Below are 22404 nucleotides of genomic sequence, written 5' to 3' on the forward strand. Positions count from 1 at the left end.
GGGGCTCACATCTTGTAGCGGCTGCCCAAGTCTTCGTCGTTGAGGCCTTCGAGCCAGCCACGCAGTTGCTCGCTGTTCTGGCCTTCTGACGTGGCGGAACCGCTGATCCTGGCGGATTGCAGCACCTGCTCGGTGACATAGATGGGACAGTCGAAGCGGAGTGCCAGGGCTATGGCGTCAGACGGGCGGGCGTCGACCATAACGGATTCGTCGCCCTGCCGGAGCCACAGCACGGCAAAGAATGTATCTTCCCTAATCTCAGTAATTACAACCTTTTCCAAACCGCCATTCAAGTGATGGACGAGGTTTCTGGTCAGGTCGTGGGTCAGGGGCCGAGGCGCCGAGACCTTTTCAAGCTCAATGGCGATGGCGTTGGCTTCGAAGATCCCGACCCAGATGGGCATGACTGCATCGGAGGCGGGGTCCTTCAGGACGACGATCGGCATATTGGTGGCGGGGTCCATCATGAGTCCGCGAATTCTGACTTCGACGTCCATTTCAATCCCCCTCTCTCAGTTTCGATGCTCCAGGCCTTTAGACTGCTTCGCCTACAAGGCTGTTTGGGTGGGTGGCCGTGATCTTCACTTGCAGGTAACTGCCGGGGGCGGGTGCGATTGGATTCGGCCAGGTGAAGTTGACGGGCTTGTTCTGGCTGCTGCGGCCGGAGATTTGCCCGCGTGCCACGTTCTGCCCCTCAACCATCACTTCTATTACCTCGCCTAAGTGATTCGCGTAATTCGCCCTTTGTATCTCGCGCTGACGATCAAGCAGTACTTGAAGCCGGTGCGCCTTCTCGGATTCCGGTATGGAGTCGATCATGACCAAGGCCGGCGTGTTGGGCCGGGCCGAGTACTTGAATCCGAAGACGCCATCGTACTGCACTTCGGCGAGGAGGTCCATGGTCTCGATGAAGTCTTCGGGGGTTTCGCCTGGGAAGCCGACGATGATGTCGGTCGAGAGTGAGATCCTGCGTTTCGCCGCTTTGATCCAGGAGATGCGCTCAAGGTACCAGTCGCGGGTGTACTCCCGGGCCATGGCTTTCAGTACCCTGCTTGAGCCGGACTGGACGGGCAGATGGACGTGGTCGCAGAGGGTGGGCACGGAGTCGATGGCTTCGACGATGTCTTTGGTGAAGTGGCGAGGGTGGCTGGTGGTGAACCGGACGCGGCGGATGCCGGGGACCTGGCCGACTGCGGCGAGGAGTTCGGCGAAGGACAACTTCCCTTCCGGGTCTTTATAGCTGTTGACGTTCTGTCCGAGGAGCTGGATCTCGGTGTAGCCGAGGTCGGCGATGCGGCGGGCTTCCTCGAGAACCGAGTCGGAGGTGCGGCTGCGCTCTTTTCCGCGGGTGTAGGGGACGACGCAGTAGGCGCAGAATTTGTCGCAGCCTTCGATGATGGTGATGTAGCCGCGGTAGGGATTCTGGCGCGAGGTGAACTCGGTCTCGAAGGTCTCGTCGGTCTGGCGGTCGTCGAGGCCGGTGATGCGGTTCTCGCCGGATTCGAGGCGGGCGAGCATCTCGGGCAGCTTGCGGTAGGACGCGGAGCCGGAGACGAGCGAGACGTAGGGCGCGCGCTCGAAGATCTTCTCGCCTTCCTGCTGGGCTACGCAGCCGAGGACGCCGAAGCGCTTGCCGGACTTGTAGAGCTTCTTGTAGTCGTTGAGGCGGTTGAAGACCTTCTGCTCGGCTTTATCGCGGATGGAGCAGGTGTTGTAGAGGATGAGCCCGGCTTCCTCTTCCGAGTTGACCTGGCGATAGCCCTCACTTTGGAGTGTGCCAATCACCTTCTCGGAGTCATGGGCATTCATCTGGCAGCCGAAGGTCTCAAGGTAGAAGGTTTTTTCGGGTGCCATAGCACTCTTGAGTATAGCTTGAGTGCTGGATTGAGCGGCTGGGGAGCTAAGTTCCCTGTTTACTGACTAGTTAAATTGCCGATTCGGCGGCCGAACTCTGCCTATGGAATCTTGTAGAATGTTAAGTCGTTTAAATTATGACGGTTGGCAAAAAATCAGGGCAGAAAAGCGAATATAAGGAGAAGCCAAAACAGGGGGAGGGGTAGCTAATTTTATAGTAAACTCTGCCTCGTTCTCCACAAGTGGGCGGCGCTGCTGTCCACGCCCCAAAAAGGCCCGAGGGGGTGGGGGGTGGTTGCCAGTTCCCTGCTCCCGGATAGCTGGGTACCGGGGGGGGACCCTCTGAGATCGCCAACGCTGCCCCATTTTGGAGGGTTCCGCTCCAATGTCGCGATCCGCCGCGATCCACGGCGTGGGGGGAGGGGGGTAGGGGTACTCCCTGCGCTGCTATCCAGGGAGGTGGGGGTGCCTCGCAGTTCCCTCGCCCGTGGGTTTGTCGGGATGTCAGACAAAAGGGCATAAATCTCCCTTGCCGCCGCAAGCAGCAGAAGGAGATTATGTGCCGATGTGAACTCCGGTTCTGTGCTGGCGGTCACAGATGTCGGAATTGTCTGCGCAGGAGGTCGAAACGAGGCTTTGCGAACGGGGCACACCCTGAGCGCATGCATGCTGTCCCGAGGAATGAGTGGGCCACCTGCCATCTATCTGGCCGGGTGGGCGCCTAGGCGATTTTGCGTAAACCGAGAAACGCTACGTAGCGATGAGCCGACTTCCCGTTCCTGAGGGCGAACTGCATCCCGTGTGTCGTTGCCGTTTTGACGGCTTCATTTCTTGATTGCGTTTATCGCAGTTTCAACTGCAAACTTAACAAGCTCTTTCAACTCTTTGGAGTTCGCGAGGTCAACCACCGATGTAGGGCTCTTTCCATGAAATTGGATATCTGCCTCACGCCCAAAGGACCGCTCCCCAATCTGAATTCTAAATTTGTTCTGATCTTCCACAGGAAGAGGCGCCAAATAAGGGCCGATAGCCTCGAGTTCGAGAGCCAATTTCCTGTTCCGCCTTTCTTCCGTAAATAGTCTGTCCCCTTGAATTCCGCTGTATGCCGCGATCACCCCAAGCGATAAGAGAACTAGGACCCTCGCCGCGAAGCCTACCCAACTGAATTGTCCGTTCTGACCTTCAACCGCGTGTAGGGTTCTATACGCAACAATGCTTAAGGTAATCATGGACCCCACGGTTACGGCCTGCCAGAGCCACATGGCCCATCTCGATTGGTTCGCTACCCGCAGATATCCGGAAGTGACACCCAAATTGCCTATAACGCCCACCAACTTCTCTACATAATTTTGCTTCTCCCGCAAGTCATCGACGATCTCGGTCCCCCGCACCTTGAATTCTGACACCAAAGCCCCTAAATCAGTCTCTGAGGCCGTGACAAAGGCCGTGCGCTGTTTGGTGAATTCGGCATCTTGATCTGCAAGTTTCTTGATGAATTCCGCAATTGTGTCGTTGAACGTTTTTTGCCTTGCTAGCTCAGCCGCAGTGTTCTCCGCACTCCTTGCGTCTTGGGCACTAGAAAATTGGCTCTGATAATCAGTTATGAGTCTTGTCAAGTTTTCGTTCCCGGCTCGCAAGGATTCGCTGAATTCCTTACTGCGGGCCTCTTGAGCTGACGAGAATTGGCCTTGGTGGTCAGTTGCAATTTGGCTCAGCTTCTGCTGCTCGATTTGAAGTGAGCTAGCAAACTGCGCCAAATCGACTGAATAGTTGTCGAGTCGGGCTTTGAGCTTTGCTAACTCGCCCTCGGATGCCTCACTCAGTTTTGCTTGGCCTTCCTCCGACAGAGAATTGAGTTGCTTTACCTCCTGCTTGGCCTCTGACAAGGCTTTCCTAACCAAAACTCGGTATTCAGATGTGGCCGCGATGAGTGCACCCAACTCCTCTGGGCTATAGTCTCCAGGAATCTGAGAGAGAGGAGGGAGAACCGCATCCGCATTTTGATTCGCGGCAACTATGTGCGAGGAATCTCCGTTGCTGATAAAGGCTGCAAGGGCGTTATTGATGGCCTGCAAACTGGATGCGATCAAGTCCAAGGGTTGAGGGACAGTGATTAGAGGGTCAGCTGCCGCAATACGCTTGCCGCAATAGGTCAGCACCGCCTTTAGCCGTTCGAGGTCTAGGACGGATTCCGGTGTAATTCCTTCGACTGAAAGCGACTGATCTATGGCCGGACCTAGAGTTGCCATTTCGGTCCATACGCGGTGACCGCGTACGCGCTCGTCCCAAGGGCCCATGAGTTCACCTCACGCTTTTAAGTGATTCTTCCGCGTAATTGGCGGTGGAGTTGAAACAAGTGTAAACCCACTTTAGACGCAACCGGCCTACAACTCTCTCATACCCATTTCGTGGTATCCGGATGCTCCGGCGGGGGCGATGTTTCGATTCTCAGACCTGGAAGTGCAACAACGCCGAGGGCGTCACAAGCAACTGCGGATCCCTCCGTCCGCTGATGATCACCCCACGAACGAAGACCTGTTCGCGGGGTCCCCGACGAAAGCGCGCGGACTGTCGGGATGACACGGTGTGGAGGACGTTGAGTATCTGGCGCTTCAAGCATCGCTGCGGCGGCTAAAGCCCGGGTTCTTATGCAGGCTGGAGGGCTGATTGAAATCAGCCCCTGATACGAAGCGGACTTCGACCCAAGTTCCCTTCTCGGGTCGCTGAAACCAGGAACGCCGGGCGTCCTTTCAAACAGGTAGCCAGGAATGGAGATGGGTGCATCGACCAGCTTTCAAAAGCGTCCCTCAGGGGCTAAAGCCCAAGCCTCTCAGTAGGCATTATCGGCACGACTAAAGTCGTGCCCTTTCGCGAGGCCCGTCTCGCCGCTGAAGAGAACGCGCGGACTGTCGGGATGACACGGTGTGTGGGGGGTTGGGTAACTGGCACGATTCTGGCATCGCTGCGGAGGCTAGAGCCTGGGGTCTTATCCATGCCTAGAGGGCTGATTGAAATCAGCCCCTGATACGAAGCGGGCTTCAACCCAAGTTCCCTTCGCGGGTCTCCGAAATCAGGAACGCCTTGGTGTCCTTTTCATAGCAGGTAGCCGGGAATGGAGGTGGGGCCATTGACCAGCTTTCAAAGCGTCCGTCAGGGGCTAAAGCCCAAGCCTCTTAGTAGGCATTATCGACACGACTAAAGTCGTGCCCTTTCGCGAGGCCCGTCTCGCCGCTGAAGAGAACGGCGCGGACTGTCGGGGGATGACACGGTGTGTGGGAGGTTGGGTATCTGGCGTGATTTAGGCATCCCTGGGGGGCTAAAGCCCGGGTCCTAATCGCGCCTGGAGGGCTGATTGAAATCAGCCCCTGGTGCGAAGCGGAGTTTAACCCTTCCCTTCCCGGGCATGCACTCAGGAGTTCCGGACGGTGCAGGTTCCGGTCACGGACGCGGGCTGCGGGTCATTGAAGTATCTACGCTGAAAGTAGAGAGCCAGGTTGACCAGCGCGATCATGACGGGGACCTCAACCAGAGGACCGATGACTGCGGCAAAGGCGGCACCGGAGCTGATTCCGAACACGGACACGGCCACCGCGATCGCCAATTCGAAGTTGTTCGAAGCCGCGGTGAACGAGAGGGTGGTCGTCTTGGAATAGTCCGCACCGAGTTTGCGGCCCATCCAAAATGACACCAAGAACATGACAACGAAGTAGATGAGAAGCGGAACGGCAATTCGCAGCACGTCGAGCGGAAGCCGGACGATGTAGCTGCCCTTGAGCGAGAACATCACCACGATGGTGAACAGGAGCGCAACCAATGTCAGCGGTGCTACGCGCGGAACAAAGCTGCGGTCGTACCACTCGCGGCCTTTCGCTTTCACCAGCACCGTGCGCGTGATGAACCCCGCGAGAAACGGAATACCGAGGTACACAAAGACGCTGCGTGCAATTTCTCCGATGGAGATGTTGACCACGGCGCCCTTCAGGCCGAACCAACCGGGCAGGACGGTGATGAAGACCCAGGAGTAGACGCTGTAAAAGAAGACCTGGAACAGCGAATTGAAGGCGACCAGTCCAGCGGCGTATTGCGTGTCTCCCTTAGCGAGTTCGTTCCACACGATCACCATGGCGATGCAGCGGGCGAGACCGATCATGATCAGCCCGGCCATGTACTCGGGATATCCGCGCAGGAATATGATGGCGAGCGCAAACATGAGCACAGGGCCGATGACCCAGTTCTGAGCAAGAGAAAGCGTAAGCACGCGCTTGTTGCGAAAGACCTCGTGCAGTTCTTCATAGCGCACGCGCGTGAAGGGCGGATACATCATGAGGATCAATCCCGCTGCAATGGGAATCGACGTGGTACCCACACTGAAGCGATTCAAGAATGGCACGACGCCCGGGGCCAGCCAGCCCAGAAGGACTCCGACTGCCATGGCTGCGAAAATCCAGGCGGTCAGATAGCGGTCTAGAAAAGACAGACGACTCTTTTTCACGCGGGCACCTTACGACCGGCCGATCTGATCGATCTCGCGCTTGATGGCCATGTTCTCAAGCGTGGATAAGGGGAGGGAGAGGAATAGTCCGATTCTGCGATCGAGGATCGTGAACGCGTCACGGAAGGCTCGGGCGATCTCCTCCGGCGTTCCCTTCACCGCGGCAGGATCCGCAATTCCCCAATGCGCCGTCATGGGCTGCCCTGGCCAGTAGGGGCACTGCTCATTGGCTGCGTTGTCGCAGACGGTGAACACAAAGTCCAGCTTCGGAGCATCCGGCGCGGCGAACTCGTCCCATGACTTCGAGCGGAGCCCTTCGGTGGGCATGCCGCAGGACTCAATCTGCTTGAGGGCTTCGGGTCGCGGCTGGCCCGAAGGATGACTGCCGGCGCTGTAGGCGGTGAAGCGTCCTTTGCCTTTGTGGTTGAGGAGCGCCTCGGCCATGATGGAACGCGCCGAGTTGCCGGTGCAGAGAAACAGTACGTTGTAGTGTTCCGCCATGCTAAGCCTTGCCTCCGATCGCGACGACATCGCAGCAACCGGGTGCGCAGCACGGTGCCTTCGGCTTGGTCGCACGGATGAATCCACTGAAGAACTTGTTGTTCACCTGCGGCGCGATTGCGTCCACGTCGACTCCGGCGTCGGTGAGGAACTGCCGCGCATCTTCGACGTTGTATTCGCGCGTAGGCTCCATGGATACGTTCTCAAAGCCGGCGTTGCGGAGCCTGGAGAGATAATCGTTCTCCTCAAGCGCGCCGGCGATGCAGCCCACCCACAGCAGCATGCTCTTGCGAACTTCTTCCGGCACGTCTCCGCGAACCACCACATCGGACACGGCGAAGCGGCCACCGGGCTTGAGCACGCGCATGGCTTCGCGCAGCACGCGATCTTTGTCGGCGGAAAGATTGATTACGCAGTTGGAAATGATCACATCGACTGCGTTGTCGGGGAGCGGGATGTTCTCGATTTCGCCGCGGAGAAATTCGACGTTGGCCACGCCGGCCTGCCGCTGGTTTTCACGCGCGAGGGCAAGCATGTCGTCGGTCATGTCGAGGCCGTACGCCTTACCGGTGGGTCCGACGCGCTGCGCCGAGAGCAGCACATCGATTCCGCCGCCGGAGCCGAGGTCGAGGACGACTTCTCCTTCGCGCAACTCCGCCAGTGCTGTGGGATTGCCGCAGCCGAGCGAAGCCAGCACGGCCTTTGCTGGAATCTGGCCCTTCTGATCGGTACTGTACAAATTTGTTGTAAAGGGATCGCAGCAGCGCAGACCCGGATCGCAGCAGGCCTGCACGCTGCCGGATTGCGCGACGGCTCGCGCCGCACTGCCGTACTTTTCCTTCACCTGGTCCCGAACGTCCGTAGTAGAAGATGCCATGATGACTCCTCGTATTCGTTAAAGCAAATGTATTACCGCTGGACATATTTGTCAATGCGTATATCATGAGAGCGTGGAACGTTCCCCGAAGACCTACGATCTGGCGTTGTTTTTTGCGGCGCTGTCTGACCAAACCCGGCTGCGGCTGCTCAATCTGATGAACGGGCGGGAAGTCTGCGTGTGCTACTTTGTCGAGATTCTGGGCCAGGGGCAGCCCAAGATCTCGCGGCATCTGGCCTACCTGCGCAAGGCCGGAATCGTGGAAGCGCGGCGTGAGGGCAAGTGGATGCACTACCGCATTGTGTCTCCTAACCACGAAGGCGCCGCGAAGTTGCTGACCGAGACGTTGACCGTTCTCCGCGAGCAGAAAGCGATGCAGGCAGATTTTGCGCGATTGCAAAAGGCTTGTTGCGCTCCACGCAGATCGGCGGCACTGGAAGGGGCGCCGATTCCCGTTCAAATGGGTTCGCATCAATGCGAAACCTGTTGATGAATCATGCACTGCCGAAGACCAGAATCCCTAGCCGCCGCGATCCCGATCAGGACGCACAAGCCGTGGGCATGGCGTGGTGTGGTGTGTGGGGATCGGCTATCTGGCGCGATTCAAGGATCGATGCGGGGGCTAAGGCCCGGGTCCTCATCCAAGCCTGGAGAGCTGATCAGAATCAGCTCCTTATACAAACGGGGTTTGACCGGGCTTCCCTTCTCAGGTCTCGAAAATCGGGAGCCCGTTCTACCTTCGCTCACGGTTGCCGGCTATCACTTCGAAGCCGGTTGAAGAACTCGCCGCTGGCTCCGGACGCCAAAATGGGGATCCAAGACACGGCAGCGGCCAACGATTGTGTTGGCCGCTGCTATGCCCGTTTCATGATGCCGAGTTACTACTCACAGAAGCTCTACGGCGTGAGCCGCCGAGCACACTCGGATGTATGGAGGCAAATCGCGCTCAGTGGAGCTCCTGGGCGAGTCCGATGAGGATGCCTTCAGGGCCGCGGATGTAGCAGAGCCGATACGAGTCCTGATAGCGCACTACTTCTCCCACCAGCTGTGCGCCGCGCTTGAGGAGCCGGCCAAGTGTGTCGTCGATGTCGTCGACGGCAAACATGACTCGAAGATAGCCCAGAGCGTTCACGGGATCGGTGCGGTGATCCGCGATGACAGGCGGGTGAAGGAAGCGGGAGAGCTCAAGACGGCTGTGGCCGTCGGGCGTGCGCATCATGGCAATCTCGACGCGCTGATCGGCGAGTCCGGTAACACGCCCTGCCCACTCTCCTTCGATGGTGGCTCGCCCCTCAAGCTCGAGGCCGAGTTCCCGGAAGAAGCCGATTGTCGCTGCGAGGTCGTCAACGACGATTCCTACGTTATCCATTCGTTTGAGCGCCATTGGTCGAATTTACATAAGCTGGCTCGATCGGACAACGGGGGCTTTGCTGAAAATCTCTGATTGAACGGCCGTCGCTTGAGATGACAACTCGGGAGATTGGTAGGTGAAGACTCACCATCAGAAACTGAAGCGCAGTCACGCCGGCGACCTCATCTGTATGATCGCCGGCCTGGGGGCGCTGGATGCTGGTTCCTGAGGAGGTTTCTAACCACGTCTTGGAATGCGGTTAAAGCAGGAGAAATCCATTTACTGCGATGCCAAGCGAGCTGAGTTGAAACATCGAGAGATGTTCCGGCCCACCGCAAGGCAATGCATTGCGCTTGATCCAGTTCGCGGCCGACTGCAATTGCGGGCAGGAGCGCTATACCCATTCCGGCCATCGCGCACTGCTTGATGGCTTCCACACTTGAGAATTCTGTAACGTGGCCTGGAAGGATCTTCTGACTGGAGAGCATTCGCTCGAACTTGGATCGATATGCGCAACCGTGCTCGGGCAAAAGAAGATTTTTACCGGCCAGATGGGTAGGCTTAACGCGCACTTGTCTCGCCAGGTCGTCGCTCGGGGCGCATAGCAGCAAGATTCTCTCTCGGTACAGTCTCGTCGAGCAAAACAGGGACTTGGGGAAGGTATCGCACATGTGGAAAGCGAAATCGATCTTTCCCGTTTCAAGATCGCCGAAGACCGATGCTCCAACGTGGGGACGGAATACTAGCTCGATGCGGGGAAATTGCTCTCGAAAGGTGCTGACAATCTGCGGAAGTCGATAGGCAAGAACGCTCTCTGGTGCTCCGATCCGCAATGGGCCGCTCAGGTCGGCGTCCGGCGCAACGGCACGCTTTCCCTCCTCCATGGCATTGAGAGCTTGAATGGCAAATTGCCGGAATCGTTGTCCTGGTTCCGTGAGAACGATTCGATGGCCGAGCCGGTCGAAAAGCTTCACGCCTAATTCGTGCTCGAGAGATTTGATTTGTGCGGTGACATTCGATTGGACGGTGTGAGCTCGTTCGGCGGCGCGGGTGAAGCGCAGTTCTTCCGCGAGAATACAGAAGATTTGCAGCTGACGAACTTCCATGGAGTCTATCTCCCAAATAGATTATATAATTCCGTACAATCTATTGGACAGATACGTTGGTGACCGTCATGCTGAATGCAGAGTGACGGCGGTATGAAATCTACGCGGAGGAAGGTGAGACGTCGAGCGATCATGTGGTGTCACTTTCCGAGCGGGGACCAGACATGTGGAATGACGCGGTTGGCTACGAAAACTATGTCGGACGTTGGAGCCGATCTATTGCACCCCTATTCCTTGACTGGCTGAGCCTGCCGTCAGGGATCGAGTGGCTCGATATTGCATGCGGAACCGGAGCGCTTACGTCAGCCATTCTCGCAAAATGCAATCCTGCGGGAATTATTGGAATTGACTCGTCAGCAGATTATCTGAGTTCGGCAAGACGGAGTTGCCAGGATCTTCGGGCGCAATTCATCCTCGGTGATGGGAGTAAGCTTTCATTTCCATCGTCCAGCTTTGACGTGAGTGTCTCCGCTCTCGCCCTGAATTTTATGGACTATCGGCGCGTTCTCGCAGAACAGCACCGAGTGATTCGTCCAGGTGGAACTATCGCAGCTTACGTCTGGGATTACGGCGGCGAATATGAATTTGCAAGGCGTTTTTGGGACGCTGCTCTGTCCTTTGACCCGCGCGCTTCTGCTTACGATCCTGGACGCAAGGCGACAATCTGCCGTGAAGAGAATCTTCATCGGGCGATGGCGTCAACTGGATTCACTGAGGTAGAGACGTGTTCGATCGATCACACCGGTCAATTCCCATCGCGCGAAAGCTACTGGGACGCATTCGATGCTCGTCAGGGCTCCACGTTCGAATACCTTTCCTTGCTGACAAGCGAGCAGCGCATCCAGCTTAAGGAGTCGTTGCTGTCATCGCTGCCGACCGAAGGACCAGTGACTCTGAAGCTGAGAGCTCTTGCTGTCAGGGGCCGGCGGCAATAGAGGCCTCGTTGAACCTACCTCTTCATAAGGCGGTACCCACGAAGGTTCCGTTGCTGTTATTCATAGTTACTAAGAAAATGCCGGGGTAGTCGGGACAATCCTGGATGATGTCGTGGCCTCCGTCGTTGTTGGGATCAATGGAGTAAGCGGTGTCGGGGTGGCCGACGTAACTGCTGAAGAGGTTGTTGAAGGTGACTGCCTTTTGGGCGTAAGACAGCATAGACGCCACGGCGAGCATGCCGGTGGCGAGCGCGAGATGAGTGGAAGACACAGCGGCCTCCTGGGAGATTGTTCGTCTGGAGAATGCGGCCCTTGCTCCGCACTTATCTAGAGTGCGGATGGTGCCAATCCGGTTGCTGCGAGGGCAAAAAGTGCATAGAGGGGGATAGGAATTCATGGGGGTACCTATATAAGGAGAGCGGACCGAGCGGGCGGGAGGCGCGGGTTTCTGGGTTGTGGAGACAGCTCTTGTTACGACTGGCTCTCTTCGCTTTGTTGGGATACGCGGTTGCGGTCGAACCACCATGCCCAGAGAATCATTAGCGCGCCCAGAATCAGACCGGGCCAGGCCACCTCTGTAGTCACGTTATGCGGCGGCTTTCCGCTGAAACTGCTCTGTAGATAGCTCAAGAGCAATGCAGCGACATATGCCCAAAAGGCGTATCGACCGACTCGGTTGAGCGGGCGGGTTGCGGAGAGGTAGAACACCACACCAACTGCGAACATCGACAGCTCGATAATTACGGTTGTGTTGACGAGGTTCCAAAGACCGAGGCCGAACGTCTTGCTTCCGGGATAGAGGGGCATGTCGGGCTTGTGGGTGATCCAGTCGAGAACCCAATGACTGAGGACGCCGAGCGCAACGGCGACGGTTCCTTTCGAATAGCCTGTGATCGAGTAGTAGATCGCAGCGAAGAGGGTAGCCCACGCCAGGCACACGAGCAGGCTATGGGACCATGGATAACTCACGAAATCAAACGCGGCCAACTTCATTCCGTTGGGGTCAATGCGCACGACCTCCCATCCGAGTAACAGGAAGATTGGCCACAGCAAGTCGGAGAGGAGGCTGGCAGCGAGCAGCACGGCTAAGGAGGTTCTGGGAGCGTATCTCTTTGCTGCAAAGCCGACTGCGAAATGGCCGACGAACATCCATGATCTCCTCGACCTAGTCTAGCCGCCAGACCTGGATGTGAAGGTGGAAGAAAAAAGCGGGCGGCCTGAAGGCTGCCCGCTGATGAGTGACCTGCGCGTGTTTACTGGCAGGTGAAGGAAACGTCTGCGATGGCGTTCTGGAAATCGGGTCCGTTGGTGAAGCCAAACGCAACGAGGTAGATAAGCTGGCCCTGGAAAAGGTTTGTGGTCCCGCCCGCATTGCACGTTGCTGGATTGGTGCCCGCTGTGACGGTGCAAAGGATGGGGACGAGACTTATCAGGTTTCCAATAGCGTCGGCGTCGGTTGAGATGGCGAGCCCGAATGTAGCCGTCGATGAACCTTGGGCTCCGAACACCTTTACCTGCCAGTTAGACGCGCTGCAGTTCTGGGGTACGGCAAGCGCGTTGCGCAGAACGCTTCCGATCGGTCCGGTTGCGACGCCGATTCCGGATGCGGGGTAAGCCATAGCTTCTCCATTGGCGATGGAAGCGGGAAGCTGGAGGGCCGCGGACCAGATCTGGCCTCCTGCGGGCCCGGCAGGTCCAGCAGATCCGGTATCGCCCTTGGGACCCTGCGGACCCGCCGGCCCGATCGGACCCTGCGCGCCTGTATCGCCTTTGGGGCCCGGCAATCCTGCGGGTCCGGTATCGCCCTTGGGCCCTTGGGCTCCAGTAAGTCCGATTGGACCTTGCGGTCCTGCAGGTCCGACGGGGCCCTGAAGCCCTTGCGGTCCGGCAGGCCCGATGGGGCCCTGAGGTCCTTGCGGGCCGGCGGGGCCGATTTGGCCGATGGCCGCTTCGAAGAAGCCGGTAAGAGCAGGATGATTGCGTTCAACGCGCAGCAGGTACGCACCGGCTGCGAGGCCCGAGGGAATATTCGCGGTGATGGAGCTGAGGCTGTTCTGCGCGACGGTCAGCGCTGCCGTGCCGAGCCAAACGCGGGGTAGTTCAGAACCGAAGTTGGTTCCTGCGATGGTGATCTGCGTTCCAGCGCTGTTTTCAGTGACGTTGAAAATGACGGGGGCTTTTCCTTGTTGCTGTGCCTGGACACTTACCTGAGCGATAGCGGCTATTGCGATGGGCAACACAAGGCATGTACGTAAAAGCATCGATCTTCTCCTATGCCGGTGTCCCGGCACACGGATAGAGGAGTGGTCCTGCAAACAGGTACCACGGTCAAAGAGCGCGCGGACGTCGCGCCTCCAGGCCTGGCGGAATGATTCGCCTCAATTTCGAAAAGAAGGGAAAGTGTACAGGTCCCGGAACTCAGGTAATGGTCCCCGGTTCGTGCTTGCAGTCTGGAGAGTATCGGATGGGGAGAATTGGCTGTCAAACAAAAACTTAGCGGGAGGGATTGGCGGGGCAGGATCCGGGTGCGCCTGGCAGGGACTTGTACTGCTTCTGCCCTGCTGAGGGCCGGTTCCGTAGCGGGGGCCGTTGTGACTCGACTGAGTGTTCGGTCCCCCTTCCGGGTGAGAAGCTTATTGGCGAGGCGGCATGGGGCGTTCGTGCAGGATCATCCAGTTGATTCCGAACTGATCGCGTACCTGGCCAAATCGAGAAGCGAAGAATGTCTCGTCCATCGGCATCAGAACTTGACCACCATCAGAGAGCGCGGCATAGATGCGCTCGGCTTCCTGGTCGCTGTCGACGTTCAATGTGAGATAGGCGCTGCGCATTGGCTCTGCATTGGGGATATCGGCGGCCGACACTTCGGCGTCACCGATGGAAATGCGGGCGTGAAGGACTTTGTCTTTCCAGTCTGAGCCGATGCCGGTGGGATGGGGTAGTTGTTGATGCGTCATTACCATACCGATCTTTGCCCCGAGGTGCTTCTCGTAATAGCGGAATGCTTCCGCGCAGTTGCCGCGGAAATTGATGTAGGTGCTCAACTTCATAGAGTCTCTCCTTTGGTGCGCGAATGATTTTACTGCAATTCCTCTGCGGGAGCGCCATGCGCGAGGGAGGGCGTATGCGTCGGGGTTTGCGGGGGTAGGAACTCGCGGCGAATCTCCAGCCAGTGGTCGATTCTTCGGTAGCGGGTCTCAGAGGCGTTGTGGGGTGCTGAGAACAAGAGGCCGACTCCCTTGAACTTTGCGAAATGCCGGGCCTCATCGTCGATTAGATAGTCGGCTTCGATTAGGGATTTATCTCCACAGAAGACGACGTTTCTCTCTGGGATGAATGGGAAGTGCTTTCGCAGCCAGCGATGCTTGGCGGCGAAGGATTCTGGTATTTCCATAGCAGCCGAGACGATGAATACATCGTGCTCGCGAATCAGTTCCTGGATGACCTCGCGGGCGTTGTCGATGACGTCGAGGGCGTCAAAGAAGGATTCATCGTGGATTGCGCGACGGACAGCTTCGCGGCGTTCGGGCGGGACTATTTCCTCAAGGCCGGTGCCGCGCAGATCGGCGACCGAGATCGACTCGGCAAACTGTGCGTTATAGCGACGGACCTGCTCCTTGACGCTGTCGGCGATTGTGCCATCCATATCGATTGCAATGCGGAGGCGTTTCTTCTGGTGGGTGGCTGATTTGCGCTGGTCCGACCGCAGCTTGAGGATGAGGCAAGCGCCGGCGAAGGCGATGGAGGCTCCGTTGGCGAGGCTCAAAGCGATGGCATGGATCGAGACGCCGTACAGCAGCCATAGCGTTACTCCCGTGACGTATAGCGAGAGCATCGCGACCGAGACGTCTTCGCCACCGGTTTGCCGGATCTTCCGGATCTGGGGGACGAACGCCACTGTGCTCGCGAGTGTGGCGGCGGCTCCCAGGATTGGTGTGGCTAGTTCCTTCACGCTTCCCTCCCCTTAATTGCGATTGTCCGGGGGATCGCACCATAACGTCCAATGAAACTTCAGTGGCCTTGCGATAACCTGTAGTTATGGAACTCGATCTGGAGCAGATGCGCTCGGTTGTCGTTCTTGCGGAGCATCGAAATTTCGGACGCGCAGCCGCGGCCTTGTTCATCAGCCAACCCGCGCTGACGAAGCAGATCCGCAAGATAGAGGAGACGCTGGGTGGGACGCTGTTTATCCGGAAGCCCCGGCAGCTCACTCTTACTCGGGCGGGAGAGGTGTTTGTAGAGCGGGCCCGGGCTTTGCTTCTGGATGCGAAAAACGCGGTTGACGTGTCGCGGAGCGCGATCAGGGGAGAAGCGGGACTGTTGCGGATCGGTTTCGGCCTTCCGTCGATGGCTACTGGTCTGCCGGATCTGATTCAGAAATTTCGGCGACGCTTCCCTCTCGTCCAGATCTCGTTGCGCGAGATGTCGACTCCGCCACAACTGACGGCCCTTGCGAGCGGTGCATTGGATGTGGGTTTTGTTCGTCTGCCGATCCAGGACGAGAGGATCAGGAGTGTTCCGCTGTTCGGCGATCGACTGATGATTGTTGCAAGCGTTCATTGTTCCAAGAAGAGCGGGCACGGACTGAGACAGTTCGCAATGCAGCCATTCATCGTGGTGAGCCGATCCGCATCGGCCAGCCTTCACGATCACGTGATGCGAACCTGCAATGCGGCGGGTTTTTCGCCTCAGATTGTGCAGGAGGCCGCCGAGCTATTTACGGTGCTGAATTTCGTTCGGGCTGGTGCGGGAGTGGCCTTGGTTCCCAATTCGTGCAGAGTGATGAATGTGCCTGAGATCAGGTTTCTGAATACGGGGATCGCGTCGGCTTCATGGAAGGTGGGAATTGCGTATCACAAGTCTCGCGACATGGACCCAGCCATTCGCAACTTCGTGTCTATGGCTCGGGAGAGTGCGAAGGGATCGGCGTAGCAGTGCGCTGCAAGAGCCACTCTTCGGCCTTCTGGACGGCGGGGTCGAAGGTGATTCTGGTTGGGGCGGACGGGCCGTCGATCTCGATGTCCGGCTCTATGCCTTCGGCGTAAGGTTGCCGGTTTCGATCGAAGACTTCTTCTTGCGCGACCCAGAGCACCGCTCCATCTGCAAGGGGCCAGAACGTGCCGACTTGGGTGTATCCCGCGGTGCGCCTGCCGAGGAAGAGCGTATTGCTTCTGCCCTTGAAGGCGATCAGCAGGGATTCCGCTGCTCCCTCAGTGCCGCGATCGTGCAGGAGCACTACGGGCAGAGCGCCGGCTGAGTAGTCGACTGCCTCGTCGATGTGTTCACCAGTTTGAGCGGGATGTTTGCCAGCGCCCATGAGGACTTGTTGCTGATGGATCGAGTAGTACGTGGTGCGGCTGCGGCCGCGGGTGATGAGGACCTGCTCCTCTCCGAGGAGAGACTGGACGCCGGCCAACATGGTTGCAAGGTATCCGCCGCCGGAGTTACCGCGGAGGTCGAGTATCCATCCCTGAACGTGTTCGGATCCGCCGCGGGTGATGGCGGAGTACAAGTTCTCAGCCCACGCGTGACGCAGGTGCGGATCTGCGTATTCGGTATATGAGGACGCGCAACGAGGGATGACGACGTAGCCGTATTTGCGCCCGTTGACGGGGATTGTGGCGTAGAGCAGAGCTCGATTTACGAAGGGCGAAGGATGCGTTTTGATCAGAGGGATTGCGTGGGGCCTTGCGTGGAAGGAAACGGCGAGCGATTGGCATTGTTGCTGAACAGCCACGGGCGTGTTTTCTGGTGTGATCAACTCACAGATCTTGTTTCTCGGTTTCGCGCACGCATAGAGGATTGCAGGGTAGGTCTCGAAGGAGCTTTGCGCGCCAGCGGCGTATTGTTTTGCTTCGTGCAGGAGTGGCTTCCAGTCGATCTGGTCGCGATAGAGGTTGTTCTTTTCAATGAGCTGGAAGGCACGGTCGAGGTACTGCCTGGCTTCGGGAGAGATGCGGGGCGTTTGAGCGATGGCCGGGCAGAGGAGAATCCCGAGGAAGACCGCGCGCCGAAATTTGCGGAGAGATTTCATTTGCAGGGATGGTCGGCAGTCGCGCCGCATCTGGCGTCGAGGACGGCCATGTAAGTGGAACCCAAGACGGTGCTGGTCTGCGACGAGAGCCGCGATAGCGCGAAGTCCGGCGTTATCGCTTATACCGGCGTCCGCTCAATCAGGAATCCTTGCTGCACCAAAGCCTGCAGCAGTTCGTCGGCGCCTTTACGCAGGGCAGATTGCGCCATCATCTCAACCGGGCTGGGCGATGACGCGTTGCTGCCCCCGTTGCCGACGAAGCGGTCAACGATTTCACGCGCCGAATAGTGTCCCTGGAGATCGGTGAGTAGAGGCTTGAAAGAGGCGTCTACCTCGAGTTCCAGACCGGACGCCTGGTTGACTACGGCGAATGACTCTTCGGGGATATCGTAGCGACGCATAACCACGCCGTCAGGCATGGCGAGGACGGCGTCGTCTTTCCATGCGGGGACGTCCGGCTCAACGGCGATCGGATCGAGCGGTAACTCGCCGTGCTTGAGGACCGTGTGTGTGAGACAGCCACCCTGGCAATTCCATGACTCACGCCAGGCGCAAGTCTGGCACTCGTCGAGCGGATATAGACGGGACTGGTAGAGTGCCAAAGCCCTGCGGTAGTAGTCGTAGATTTCCTCGAGGTTCTGAAACTCATCGAGGTGCCGATTCCACATCTTCGAAAGGCAGAAGCAGCACCATACGCGCAGGTCGGGCCCGATGTCGATGACCGGCCGGCAGCTCATGTTGCGCTCGAGATCGATGACTTTCTTCAACAGCAGCTCGCCGGCCTGCTCATAGGTGAACATGCAGAGAGGGACGGCGTTGTCCATGCATACCTGCACACCACGCTGCTGCGCGCGGCGGACGAAGTCGACTATAAAGGGCGTCATCTGCTTGTAGTCTTCGAGCTTCAGGCAGGCGTTATTTGCGCCCAGGACGGGCAGAGACAGACTCATTCGGATTTTGTCGATGCGATATTTCTGCGCCAACTCGAGGACGTACTCGTCCTTAGGTTCTTTCTCGAAGACATTGAAGCTGAGGGTAACGGTGCCGCGGTCAGCGAGGGCTTCAAGGTTGTTCTGGATTCTCTGCCAGACGGGCGGCGCATATCGCCCGGGCTGATCGATATTGAGGAGAAAGACTACCCGCCGGGGCGACGTACGACGGAACAGATCGTTGTAACTCTCAGGCCAGGTGGCATTGCTGAGCACGTCGACGCGCATACCGTGCTTCAGCGCCATTTCGAGAATGGATGGGAAGTCGGGATGAAGAGTGGGTTCTCCCCCCATGGCGCGAAAGAATGGATGATTGGAGCGCGAGAGGAAGTTGATTACTTTCTCGACGTCCTTCAGCGCCATGGAAACCCGCTGTCCGTCAGCCAGCTTCTCCTGGGCGAAACAGTATGGGCATTTGAGATTGCAGCGGGTGGTCAGGAGGACGTTGGCCATGAAAATTCTCCTTCTTGTTAGCGCGAACAGCGAAGCGCAATGAATGCCTGGCCTTGGGTGCCGGCCGACTCCAAGAAAGCAGCCGGCCGGGTTGGATGTTGGTGAGGAGGGTGCCCGCTAACGCGCCTTGGTGTTGACCTCTTCGGTCTGGATCGCTTCCCGGATTCTCCCCTCCCAGGCAACCGGATAGAAGCCCCACTTCCACCACGGGATCTTGGCCGCGGAAATCAGCCGGTTGTTCCGAATTGCGTTGTCCCATGCCGGATAGAAGATCGGGTAGAAGCTGGGACGATAGAAGATGATGTGGTTGGCCATCGCCGTCTTCCAAGCCATCTCGATCGGGTACCCGGAGGGACCGGGGATTCCAGGCCGATGGGCTTTGAACTCGTCGATGATCTGCTGGAGCTTTTGTACCCGCTTGAGCTGATCGATCTCTTCTTTCGCCAAGGTTATGCCGAATTCTTTGGCCACCTCGTCGGGCTTATTCACGAAGCGATCGAACAGCGCGGGCTCCTTTTCGCATGCCTGCATGAGCTTGCGAACGCCTGCTTCATTGCTCACGATAGGTCCTCCCTGCCCCGGGGCACCTCTGCTTGCAGCGGACGCGTGCGGTTCAACAGGATGAATCTTGTCCGCTCAGCGAAGTAGATTCCCCGGGAATGCACTTCGCCGGGCAGAGCCAAGGAAAGAAGCAGCAGATCAACACGCGCAAACGCACCGCATGGGTCTACAAAATCGCGAACCCCGGGACCGGGGGGCCGCATGGGTTGAATCCGGGCATCGAGCGGAAAGCGCCTTTGTATTGGTCCCGAAACTGGCCCAAGAAAGCTGAGTTTGGCTACATCCGCGATGAATGCCCAAGCCTTTGGGCGGTGCTCCATTTGGAAACGCCACTCGCAAGCGGGGCGAGTGTATCGCGCGCCGGGCACTTCGGCAGTGCCGGAAGTCACAATGCGGCGTGATTACCAAATACTCGGTGTGACCTACCCAAACGGATGGGACTGGACTGGAGCATTCTCCCAGGCGCCTTTGTCCGATTGCGGACGGTTGAAGGTGGCAATGGACATTCGGCGGGCGGGTCAGTTCCCCTCGTTTGTTGAGAACGTGCGACTTAGCTGACACGAGATTTGGCCGAGCGCATGCATCTGTTGGGGCGTTCCTCTCGGACGGAGGACTTCCCTTTCGGTGGCAATTGAGGTTACGGGCGTTGCACCGCTGGTGCAGGTGTTCGACGTGCCGAAGTCGATCCGGTTCTATCGCGATGTGCTGGGGTTTGCGGTGACGGAGCGAGCGAAGGCCAAGCAGGCATTGAGCAACAGGCATTAGGCATTCGGGCTCAGGCGATAGGAGCAGGCGATGCGGACTGTGCTGCAGGATTTGCGCTATTCGTTCCGGCAATTGTTGAAGACGCCGGGATTCGCTTTGACGGCTGTGATTTCGCTGGCGCTGGGGATCGGCGCGACGACGGCGGTGTTCAGCGTGGTGTACGCGATCCTGATGGATCCGTATCCTTATGCGGCGCCGGACCGGATGGCGCACATGCTGCTGACGGCGTCGAATGGCGATCGCCGAGGCTTTGGGGTTACGGCCGCGCAGTGGCAGATTCTGCGGAAGTCTCCGGTGCTGGAAGATGCGTTCATCACCGATGACTGGAACCTGACGGTGACGGGATCGGATTTGCCGGAGGACATCGACGGCCAGTACGTTACCTCGAACATGTTCGCCTTTATGGGCGTGCCGGCGGCGCTGGGGCGCGGATTGCAGCCGAGCGATGCAATCGACGGGCAGGATCCACAGCCGGTTGTGGTGCTGGCACACGCGTTCTGGCAGAGGCATTTCAACGGCGACACAGGTGTGGTGGGCAAGACCATCCAGTTGATGCGGAAGAACTACACCGTTGTAGGCGTGGCGGCGTCGCGCTTCACGTGGGGCGATGCGGACGTGTATCTGCCGCTGAAGGTAACCGGCGACCAGCTCAGGGGCTATGAGCCGGAGATTCGGCTGAAGCCGGGAGTGACCCGCGCACAGGCCGAGGCCGCGCTACAGCCGCTGGTTGAGCAGTTCCACAAAGAGGCGCCCAATCATTTCCCGAAGGAACCCGCCAAGCTGCGCATCGAAGGGCTGAATGACATGTTCATCCGGGAGCTTGGCGGAACGCTCTATCTCCTGTTCGGGTCGGTGGCGTTGCTGCTTATGATCGGCTGCGGCAACGTTTCGATTCTGCTGCTGGCGCGGGCCACTGCGCGGGAGCGGGAGTTTGCGGTGCGATCGGCAATCGGTGCTTCGCGCCGGCGGCTGATTCGCCAATTGCTCACCGAGTCGATTCTGCTTTCGTTTGCGGGAGCGGGATTGGGGCTGGTGCTGGCGTACCGGATCCTGGCGGTGATTGTGGCGAATCTGCCGCAGTTCTCGTTTCCGCACGAGGCATCGATTCATATCAACGTGCCGGTGCTTGTGTTCTGCGTGACGGTGGCCGTTGTTACAGGAGTGTTGTTCGGCTTGTCGCCGGCGTGGCGGCTGTCGCGGCCGGAGGTCAGCCAGGTGATGCAGTCGGCCTCAAGAAAGACGACAGCAGGTGTGAGCGGGCGGAAGGTGCATCGCACGCTGATTGCCGGACAGATTGCGCTAACCCTGCTGATGCTGGCGGGAGCGGCGGCTGCAATTGAGGGCTTTTTAAAAGTAGCGCACATGAAGCTGGGCTACGATCCGCAGAACGTAATGTCGGTGGGCATTCCTATTCACGATGGAACGTACAAGACATGGGAAGAGCGGGAGGCGTACTTCGTGCGGCTGCACGACGCTGCGCAGACCGTGCCTGGCGTTACGGTGGCAGCGATCTCGAGCAATGCGACGCCGCCTTCGAACGGGTTCAGAACGGACTTTGAGATTGTGGGGAAGCCCTCCACCAGTGAACAGAAGTTGCACTTGAATTTGGTGAGCCGTGAGTACTTCCCTACCCTGCGGATTCCGTTGCAGCAGGGGCGCGTCTGGGATGCGGATGAAGAGCATCGCGGCGCGGCCATAATGGTGATCAATCAGACGATGGCAAAGCGGTTCTTTCCGAATGGCGATGCTATCGGGCACATGCTGAAGATTCCAGATGCGAAGCCGCAGCCGCCGTATAGGCTGGTTTCTCCAGCGGGCCAAGGTCCAGTGTTGATTGTGGGTGTGATGGCCGACAAGCTGGACGATGGACTGTCGAAGCCTGTGGCTCCCGAAGGATTTGTTCCCTACACGATGATGATGGGGATGTATACGCAGATCCTGGTAAGGGCGGAGGCGTCGCCCCTTCCACTAGTGCGAGCAGTGAGCGCGGCAGTCAACTCGGTAGATCACGATCAGCAGACGAACCACAACGTGAAGGACCTGGAGCACTGGATCTCAGGCGAGCCTGAGTATGCGCGGGGGCAGCTTGTTTCCTGGCTGTTCGGGGGATTTGCCGCCCTGGCGCTGGCGCTGGCAGCGGTGGGGCTTTACAGCGTGGTGTCGTACACGGTGGCGCAGCGGACAAACGAGTTTGGGATTCGCATTGCGCTGGGCGCGCAGCGCGGGCACGTTACGGGGCTCGTGTTTCGCTCGATGCTGCTGAGTGTTGGTGGAGGCATCGCGGCGGGGGTGGTGCTGTCGATTGCGCTGAGCAAGGTGCTGGCGCACTGGTCGAGCGAGAGCGCGAGCTCGCGCGATCCGCTGCTGCTGGCGGGCGTGACGTGCGCGATGGCGGTGGTGGCATCGCTGGCGTGCGCTTTGCCGGCGCGGCGCGCATCGGGACTGGATCCGGTGGAGGCGATCCGGTATGAGTGAGCGGCGAGCGC

General features: G+C 58.5%; 21 protein-coding genes and 1 pseudogene. 6 read left to right on the forward strand and 16 right to left on the reverse strand.

Translation table 11 applies throughout. The features are described 5' to 3' along the window. Window positions 1–5: 5 nt before the first annotated feature. The 6 genes from MOP44_RS21435 to MOP44_RS21460 form a co-directional block, all read right to left on the reverse strand. Entirely contained in the window at window positions 6–497 is a 492-nt protein-coding gene (locus tag MOP44_RS21435; RefSeq protein WP_260792444.1) for a bifunctional nuclease family protein, read from the reverse strand. 37 nt (window positions 498–534) lie between these two features. Continuing rightward, window positions 535–1854 (reverse strand): tRNA (N6-isopentenyl adenosine(37)-C2)-methylthiotransferase MiaB, encoded by a 1320-nt coding sequence (gene miaB / locus MOP44_RS21440; RefSeq protein ID WP_260792445.1) that lies wholly within the window; start codon window positions 1852–1854, stop codon window positions 535–537. An 824-nt stretch (window positions 1855–2678) separates the two neighbouring features. Further along, window positions 2679–4151 (reverse strand): hypothetical protein, encoded by a 1473-nt coding sequence (locus tag MOP44_RS21445; protein WP_260792446.1) that lies wholly within the window; start codon window positions 4149–4151, stop codon window positions 2679–2681. 1112 nt (window positions 4152–5263) lie between these two features. Next, entirely contained in the window at window positions 5264–6346 is a 1083-nt protein-coding gene (gene arsB, locus MOP44_RS21450; protein ID WP_260792447.1) for an ACR3 family arsenite efflux transporter, read from the reverse strand. Between the two features lie 9 nt (window positions 6347–6355). Beyond that, complete coding sequence (locus MOP44_RS21455) at window positions 6356–6847, reverse strand: arsenate reductase ArsC (RefSeq protein WP_260792448.1); 492 nt, start codon at window positions 6845–6847, stop codon at window positions 6356–6358. 1 nt (window position 6848) lies between these two features. Next, the gene (locus tag MOP44_RS21460; protein ID WP_260792449.1) at window positions 6849–7724 is read right to left on the reverse strand and encodes an arsenite methyltransferase; all 876 of its coding nucleotides are present in this window, start codon (window positions 7722–7724) and stop codon (window positions 6849–6851) included. A gap of 73 nt (window positions 7725–7797) precedes the next feature. Between MOP44_RS21460 and MOP44_RS21465 the strand changes: the two genes are divergently transcribed. Next, entirely contained in the window at window positions 7798–8214 is a 417-nt protein-coding gene (locus MOP44_RS21465) for an ArsR/SmtB family transcription factor (protein WP_260792450.1), read from the forward strand. Between the two features lie 456 nt (window positions 8215–8670). Here MOP44_RS21465 and MOP44_RS21470 read toward each other — a convergent pair whose 3' ends face one another. Both MOP44_RS21470 and MOP44_RS21475 read right to left on the reverse strand, forming a co-directional pair. Then, window positions 8671–9108: a VOC family protein gene (locus tag MOP44_RS21470; protein WP_260792451.1), complete on the reverse strand. Its 438-nt coding sequence runs from the start codon at window positions 9106–9108 to the stop codon at window positions 8671–8673. Window positions 9109–9257: 149 nt separating this feature from the next. After that, window positions 9258–10181, reverse strand: a complete 924-nt coding sequence (locus tag MOP44_RS21475; protein ID WP_260792452.1) for a LysR family transcriptional regulator — start codon at window positions 10179–10181, stop codon at window positions 9258–9260. A gap of 164 nt (window positions 10182–10345) precedes the next feature. On the opposite strand from MOP44_RS21475, the pseudogene MOP44_RS28195 reads away from it, so the two are divergent. Both MOP44_RS28195 and MOP44_RS28200 read left to right on the forward strand, forming a co-directional pair. Next, window positions 10346–10723, forward strand: a pseudogene (locus MOP44_RS28195) (class I SAM-dependent methyltransferase); the annotation flags it as partial. A 150-nt stretch (window positions 10724–10873) separates the two neighbouring features. Next, a complete protein-coding gene (locus tag MOP44_RS28200) occupies window positions 10874–11116 on the forward strand; it encodes a hypothetical protein (RefSeq protein WP_390905512.1) in 243 nt (80 codons plus the stop codon). Between the two features lie 22 nt (window positions 11117–11138). Here the strand turns inward: MOP44_RS28200 and MOP44_RS21485 are convergent, their stop codons facing one another. The 5 genes from MOP44_RS21485 to MOP44_RS21505 all read right to left on the reverse strand — a co-directional run bounded on the left by MOP44_RS21485 (window position 11139) and on the right by MOP44_RS21505 (window position 15068). Beyond that, complete coding sequence (locus MOP44_RS21485; RefSeq protein WP_260792454.1) at window positions 11139–11387, reverse strand: hypothetical protein; 249 nt, start codon at window positions 11385–11387, stop codon at window positions 11139–11141. 200 nt (window positions 11388–11587) lie between these two features. Beyond that, on the reverse strand, window positions 11588–12265 hold the full coding sequence (locus MOP44_RS21490) for a metal-dependent hydrolase (protein ID WP_260792455.1): 678 nt from the start codon (window positions 12263–12265) through the stop codon (window positions 11588–11590). Between the two features lie 104 nt (window positions 12266–12369). After that, complete coding sequence (locus MOP44_RS27905; protein ID WP_313901023.1) at window positions 12370–13377, reverse strand: IPT/TIG domain-containing protein; 1008 nt, start codon at window positions 13375–13377, stop codon at window positions 12370–12372. A gap of 372 nt (window positions 13378–13749) precedes the next feature. Continuing rightward, entirely contained in the window at window positions 13750–14166 is a 417-nt protein-coding gene (locus MOP44_RS21500) for a VOC family protein (protein WP_260792456.1), read from the reverse strand. Window positions 14167–14195: 29 nt separating this feature from the next. After that, entirely contained in the window at window positions 14196–15068 is an 873-nt protein-coding gene (locus MOP44_RS21505) for a 5' nucleotidase, NT5C type (protein WP_260792457.1), read from the reverse strand. Between the two features lie 86 nt (window positions 15069–15154). On the opposite strand from MOP44_RS21505, the gene MOP44_RS21510 reads away from it, so the two are divergent. Next, entirely contained in the window at window positions 15155–16048 is an 894-nt protein-coding gene (locus MOP44_RS21510; protein ID WP_260792458.1) for a LysR family transcriptional regulator, read from the forward strand. On the opposite strand, the gene MOP44_RS21515 is transcribed toward MOP44_RS21510, so the two are convergent. The 3 genes from MOP44_RS21515 to MOP44_RS21525 all read right to left on the reverse strand — a co-directional run bounded on the left by MOP44_RS21515 (window position 16014) and on the right by MOP44_RS21525 (window position 19153). Next, the gene (locus tag MOP44_RS21515; protein ID WP_260792459.1) at window positions 16014–17150 is read right to left on the reverse strand and encodes a S41 family peptidase; all 1137 of its coding nucleotides are present in this window, start codon (window positions 17148–17150) and stop codon (window positions 16014–16016) included. The two genes, MOP44_RS21510 and MOP44_RS21515, sit on opposite strands and share 35 nt — an antisense overlap. Before the next feature lie 119 nt (window positions 17151–17269). Next, the gene (locus tag MOP44_RS21520; RefSeq protein WP_260792460.1) at window positions 17270–18592 is read right to left on the reverse strand and encodes a radical SAM protein; all 1323 of its coding nucleotides are present in this window, start codon (window positions 18590–18592) and stop codon (window positions 17270–17272) included. A gap of 117 nt (window positions 18593–18709) precedes the next feature. Next, on the reverse strand, window positions 18710–19153 hold the full coding sequence (locus tag MOP44_RS21525; protein ID WP_260792461.1) for a hypothetical protein: 444 nt from the start codon (window positions 19151–19153) through the stop codon (window positions 18710–18712). Window positions 19154–19777: 624 nt separating this feature from the next. Here MOP44_RS21525 and MOP44_RS21530 point away from each other — a divergent pair. Continuing rightward, window positions 19778–19918, forward strand: coding sequence for a VOC family protein (locus MOP44_RS21530; RefSeq protein WP_260792462.1), 141 nt, complete (start codon window positions 19778–19780; stop codon window positions 19916–19918). A 30-nt stretch (window positions 19919–19948) separates the two neighbouring features. Next, the gene (locus MOP44_RS21535; RefSeq protein ID WP_260792463.1) at window positions 19949–22393 is read left to right on the forward strand and encodes an ABC transporter permease; all 2445 of its coding nucleotides are present in this window, start codon (window positions 19949–19951) and stop codon (window positions 22391–22393) included. Window positions 22394–22404: the final 11 nt, after the last annotated feature.

Origin of the sequence: Occallatibacter riparius, assembly GCF_025264625.1 — a bacterium.
In the GTDB taxonomy this organism is placed as follows: Bacteria; Acidobacteriota; Terriglobia; order Terriglobales; family Acidobacteriaceae; genus Telmatobacter; species Telmatobacter riparius.

Bases quoted from the DNA above. Each gene is read 5' to 3' on its own strand.
- MOP44_RS21435 (WP_260792444.1), bottom strand. From the start codon at position 497: ATGGACGTCGAAGTCAGAATTCGCGGACTCATGATGGACCCCGCCACC.
- miaB (WP_260792445.1), bottom strand. From the start codon at position 1,854: ATGGCACCCGAAAAAACCTTCTACCTTGAGACCTTCGGCTGCCAGATG.
- MOP44_RS21445 (WP_260792446.1), bottom strand. From the start codon at position 4,151: ATGGGCCCTTGGGACGAGCGCGTACGCGGTCACCGCGTATGGACCGAA.
- MOP44_RS21455 (WP_260792448.1), bottom strand. From the start codon at position 6,847: ATGGCGGAACACTACAACGTACTGTTTCTCTGCACCGGCAACTCGGCG.
- MOP44_RS21460 (WP_260792449.1), bottom strand. From the start codon at position 7,724: ATGGCATCTTCTACTACGGACGTTCGGGACCAGGTGAAGGAAAAGTAC.
- MOP44_RS21470 (WP_260792451.1), bottom strand. From the start codon at position 9,108: ATGGCGCTCAAACGAATGGATAACGTAGGAATCGTCGTTGACGACCTC.
- MOP44_RS21475 (WP_260792452.1), bottom strand. From the start codon at position 10,181: ATGGAAGTTCGTCAGCTGCAAATCTTCTGTATTCTCGCGGAAGAACTG.
- MOP44_RS28200 (WP_390905512.1), top strand. From the start codon at position 10,874: ATGGCGTCAACTGGATTCACTGAGGTAGAGACGTGTTCGATCGATCAC.
- MOP44_RS21490 (WP_260792455.1), bottom strand. From the start codon at position 12,265: ATGTTCGTCGGCCATTTCGCAGTCGGCTTTGCAGCAAAGAGATACGCT.
- MOP44_RS27905 (WP_313901023.1), bottom strand. From the start codon at position 13,377: ATGCTTTTACGTACATGCCTTGTGTTGCCCATCGCAATAGCCGCTATC.
- MOP44_RS21500 (WP_260792456.1), bottom strand. From the start codon at position 14,166: ATGAAGTTGAGCACCTACATCAATTTCCGCGGCAACTGCGCGGAAGCA.
- MOP44_RS21510 (WP_260792458.1), top strand. From the start codon at position 15,155: ATGGAACTCGATCTGGAGCAGATGCGCTCGGTTGTCGTTCTTGCGGAG.
- MOP44_RS21515 (WP_260792459.1), bottom strand. From the start codon at position 17,150: ATGAAATCTCTCCGCAAATTTCGGCGCGCGGTCTTCCTCGGGATTCTC.
- MOP44_RS21520 (WP_260792460.1), bottom strand. From the start codon at position 18,592: ATGGCCAACGTCCTCCTGACCACCCGCTGCAATCTCAAATGCCCATAC.
- MOP44_RS21535 (WP_260792463.1), top strand. From the start codon at position 19,949: ATGCGGACTGTGCTGCAGGATTTGCGCTATTCGTTCCGGCAATTGTTG.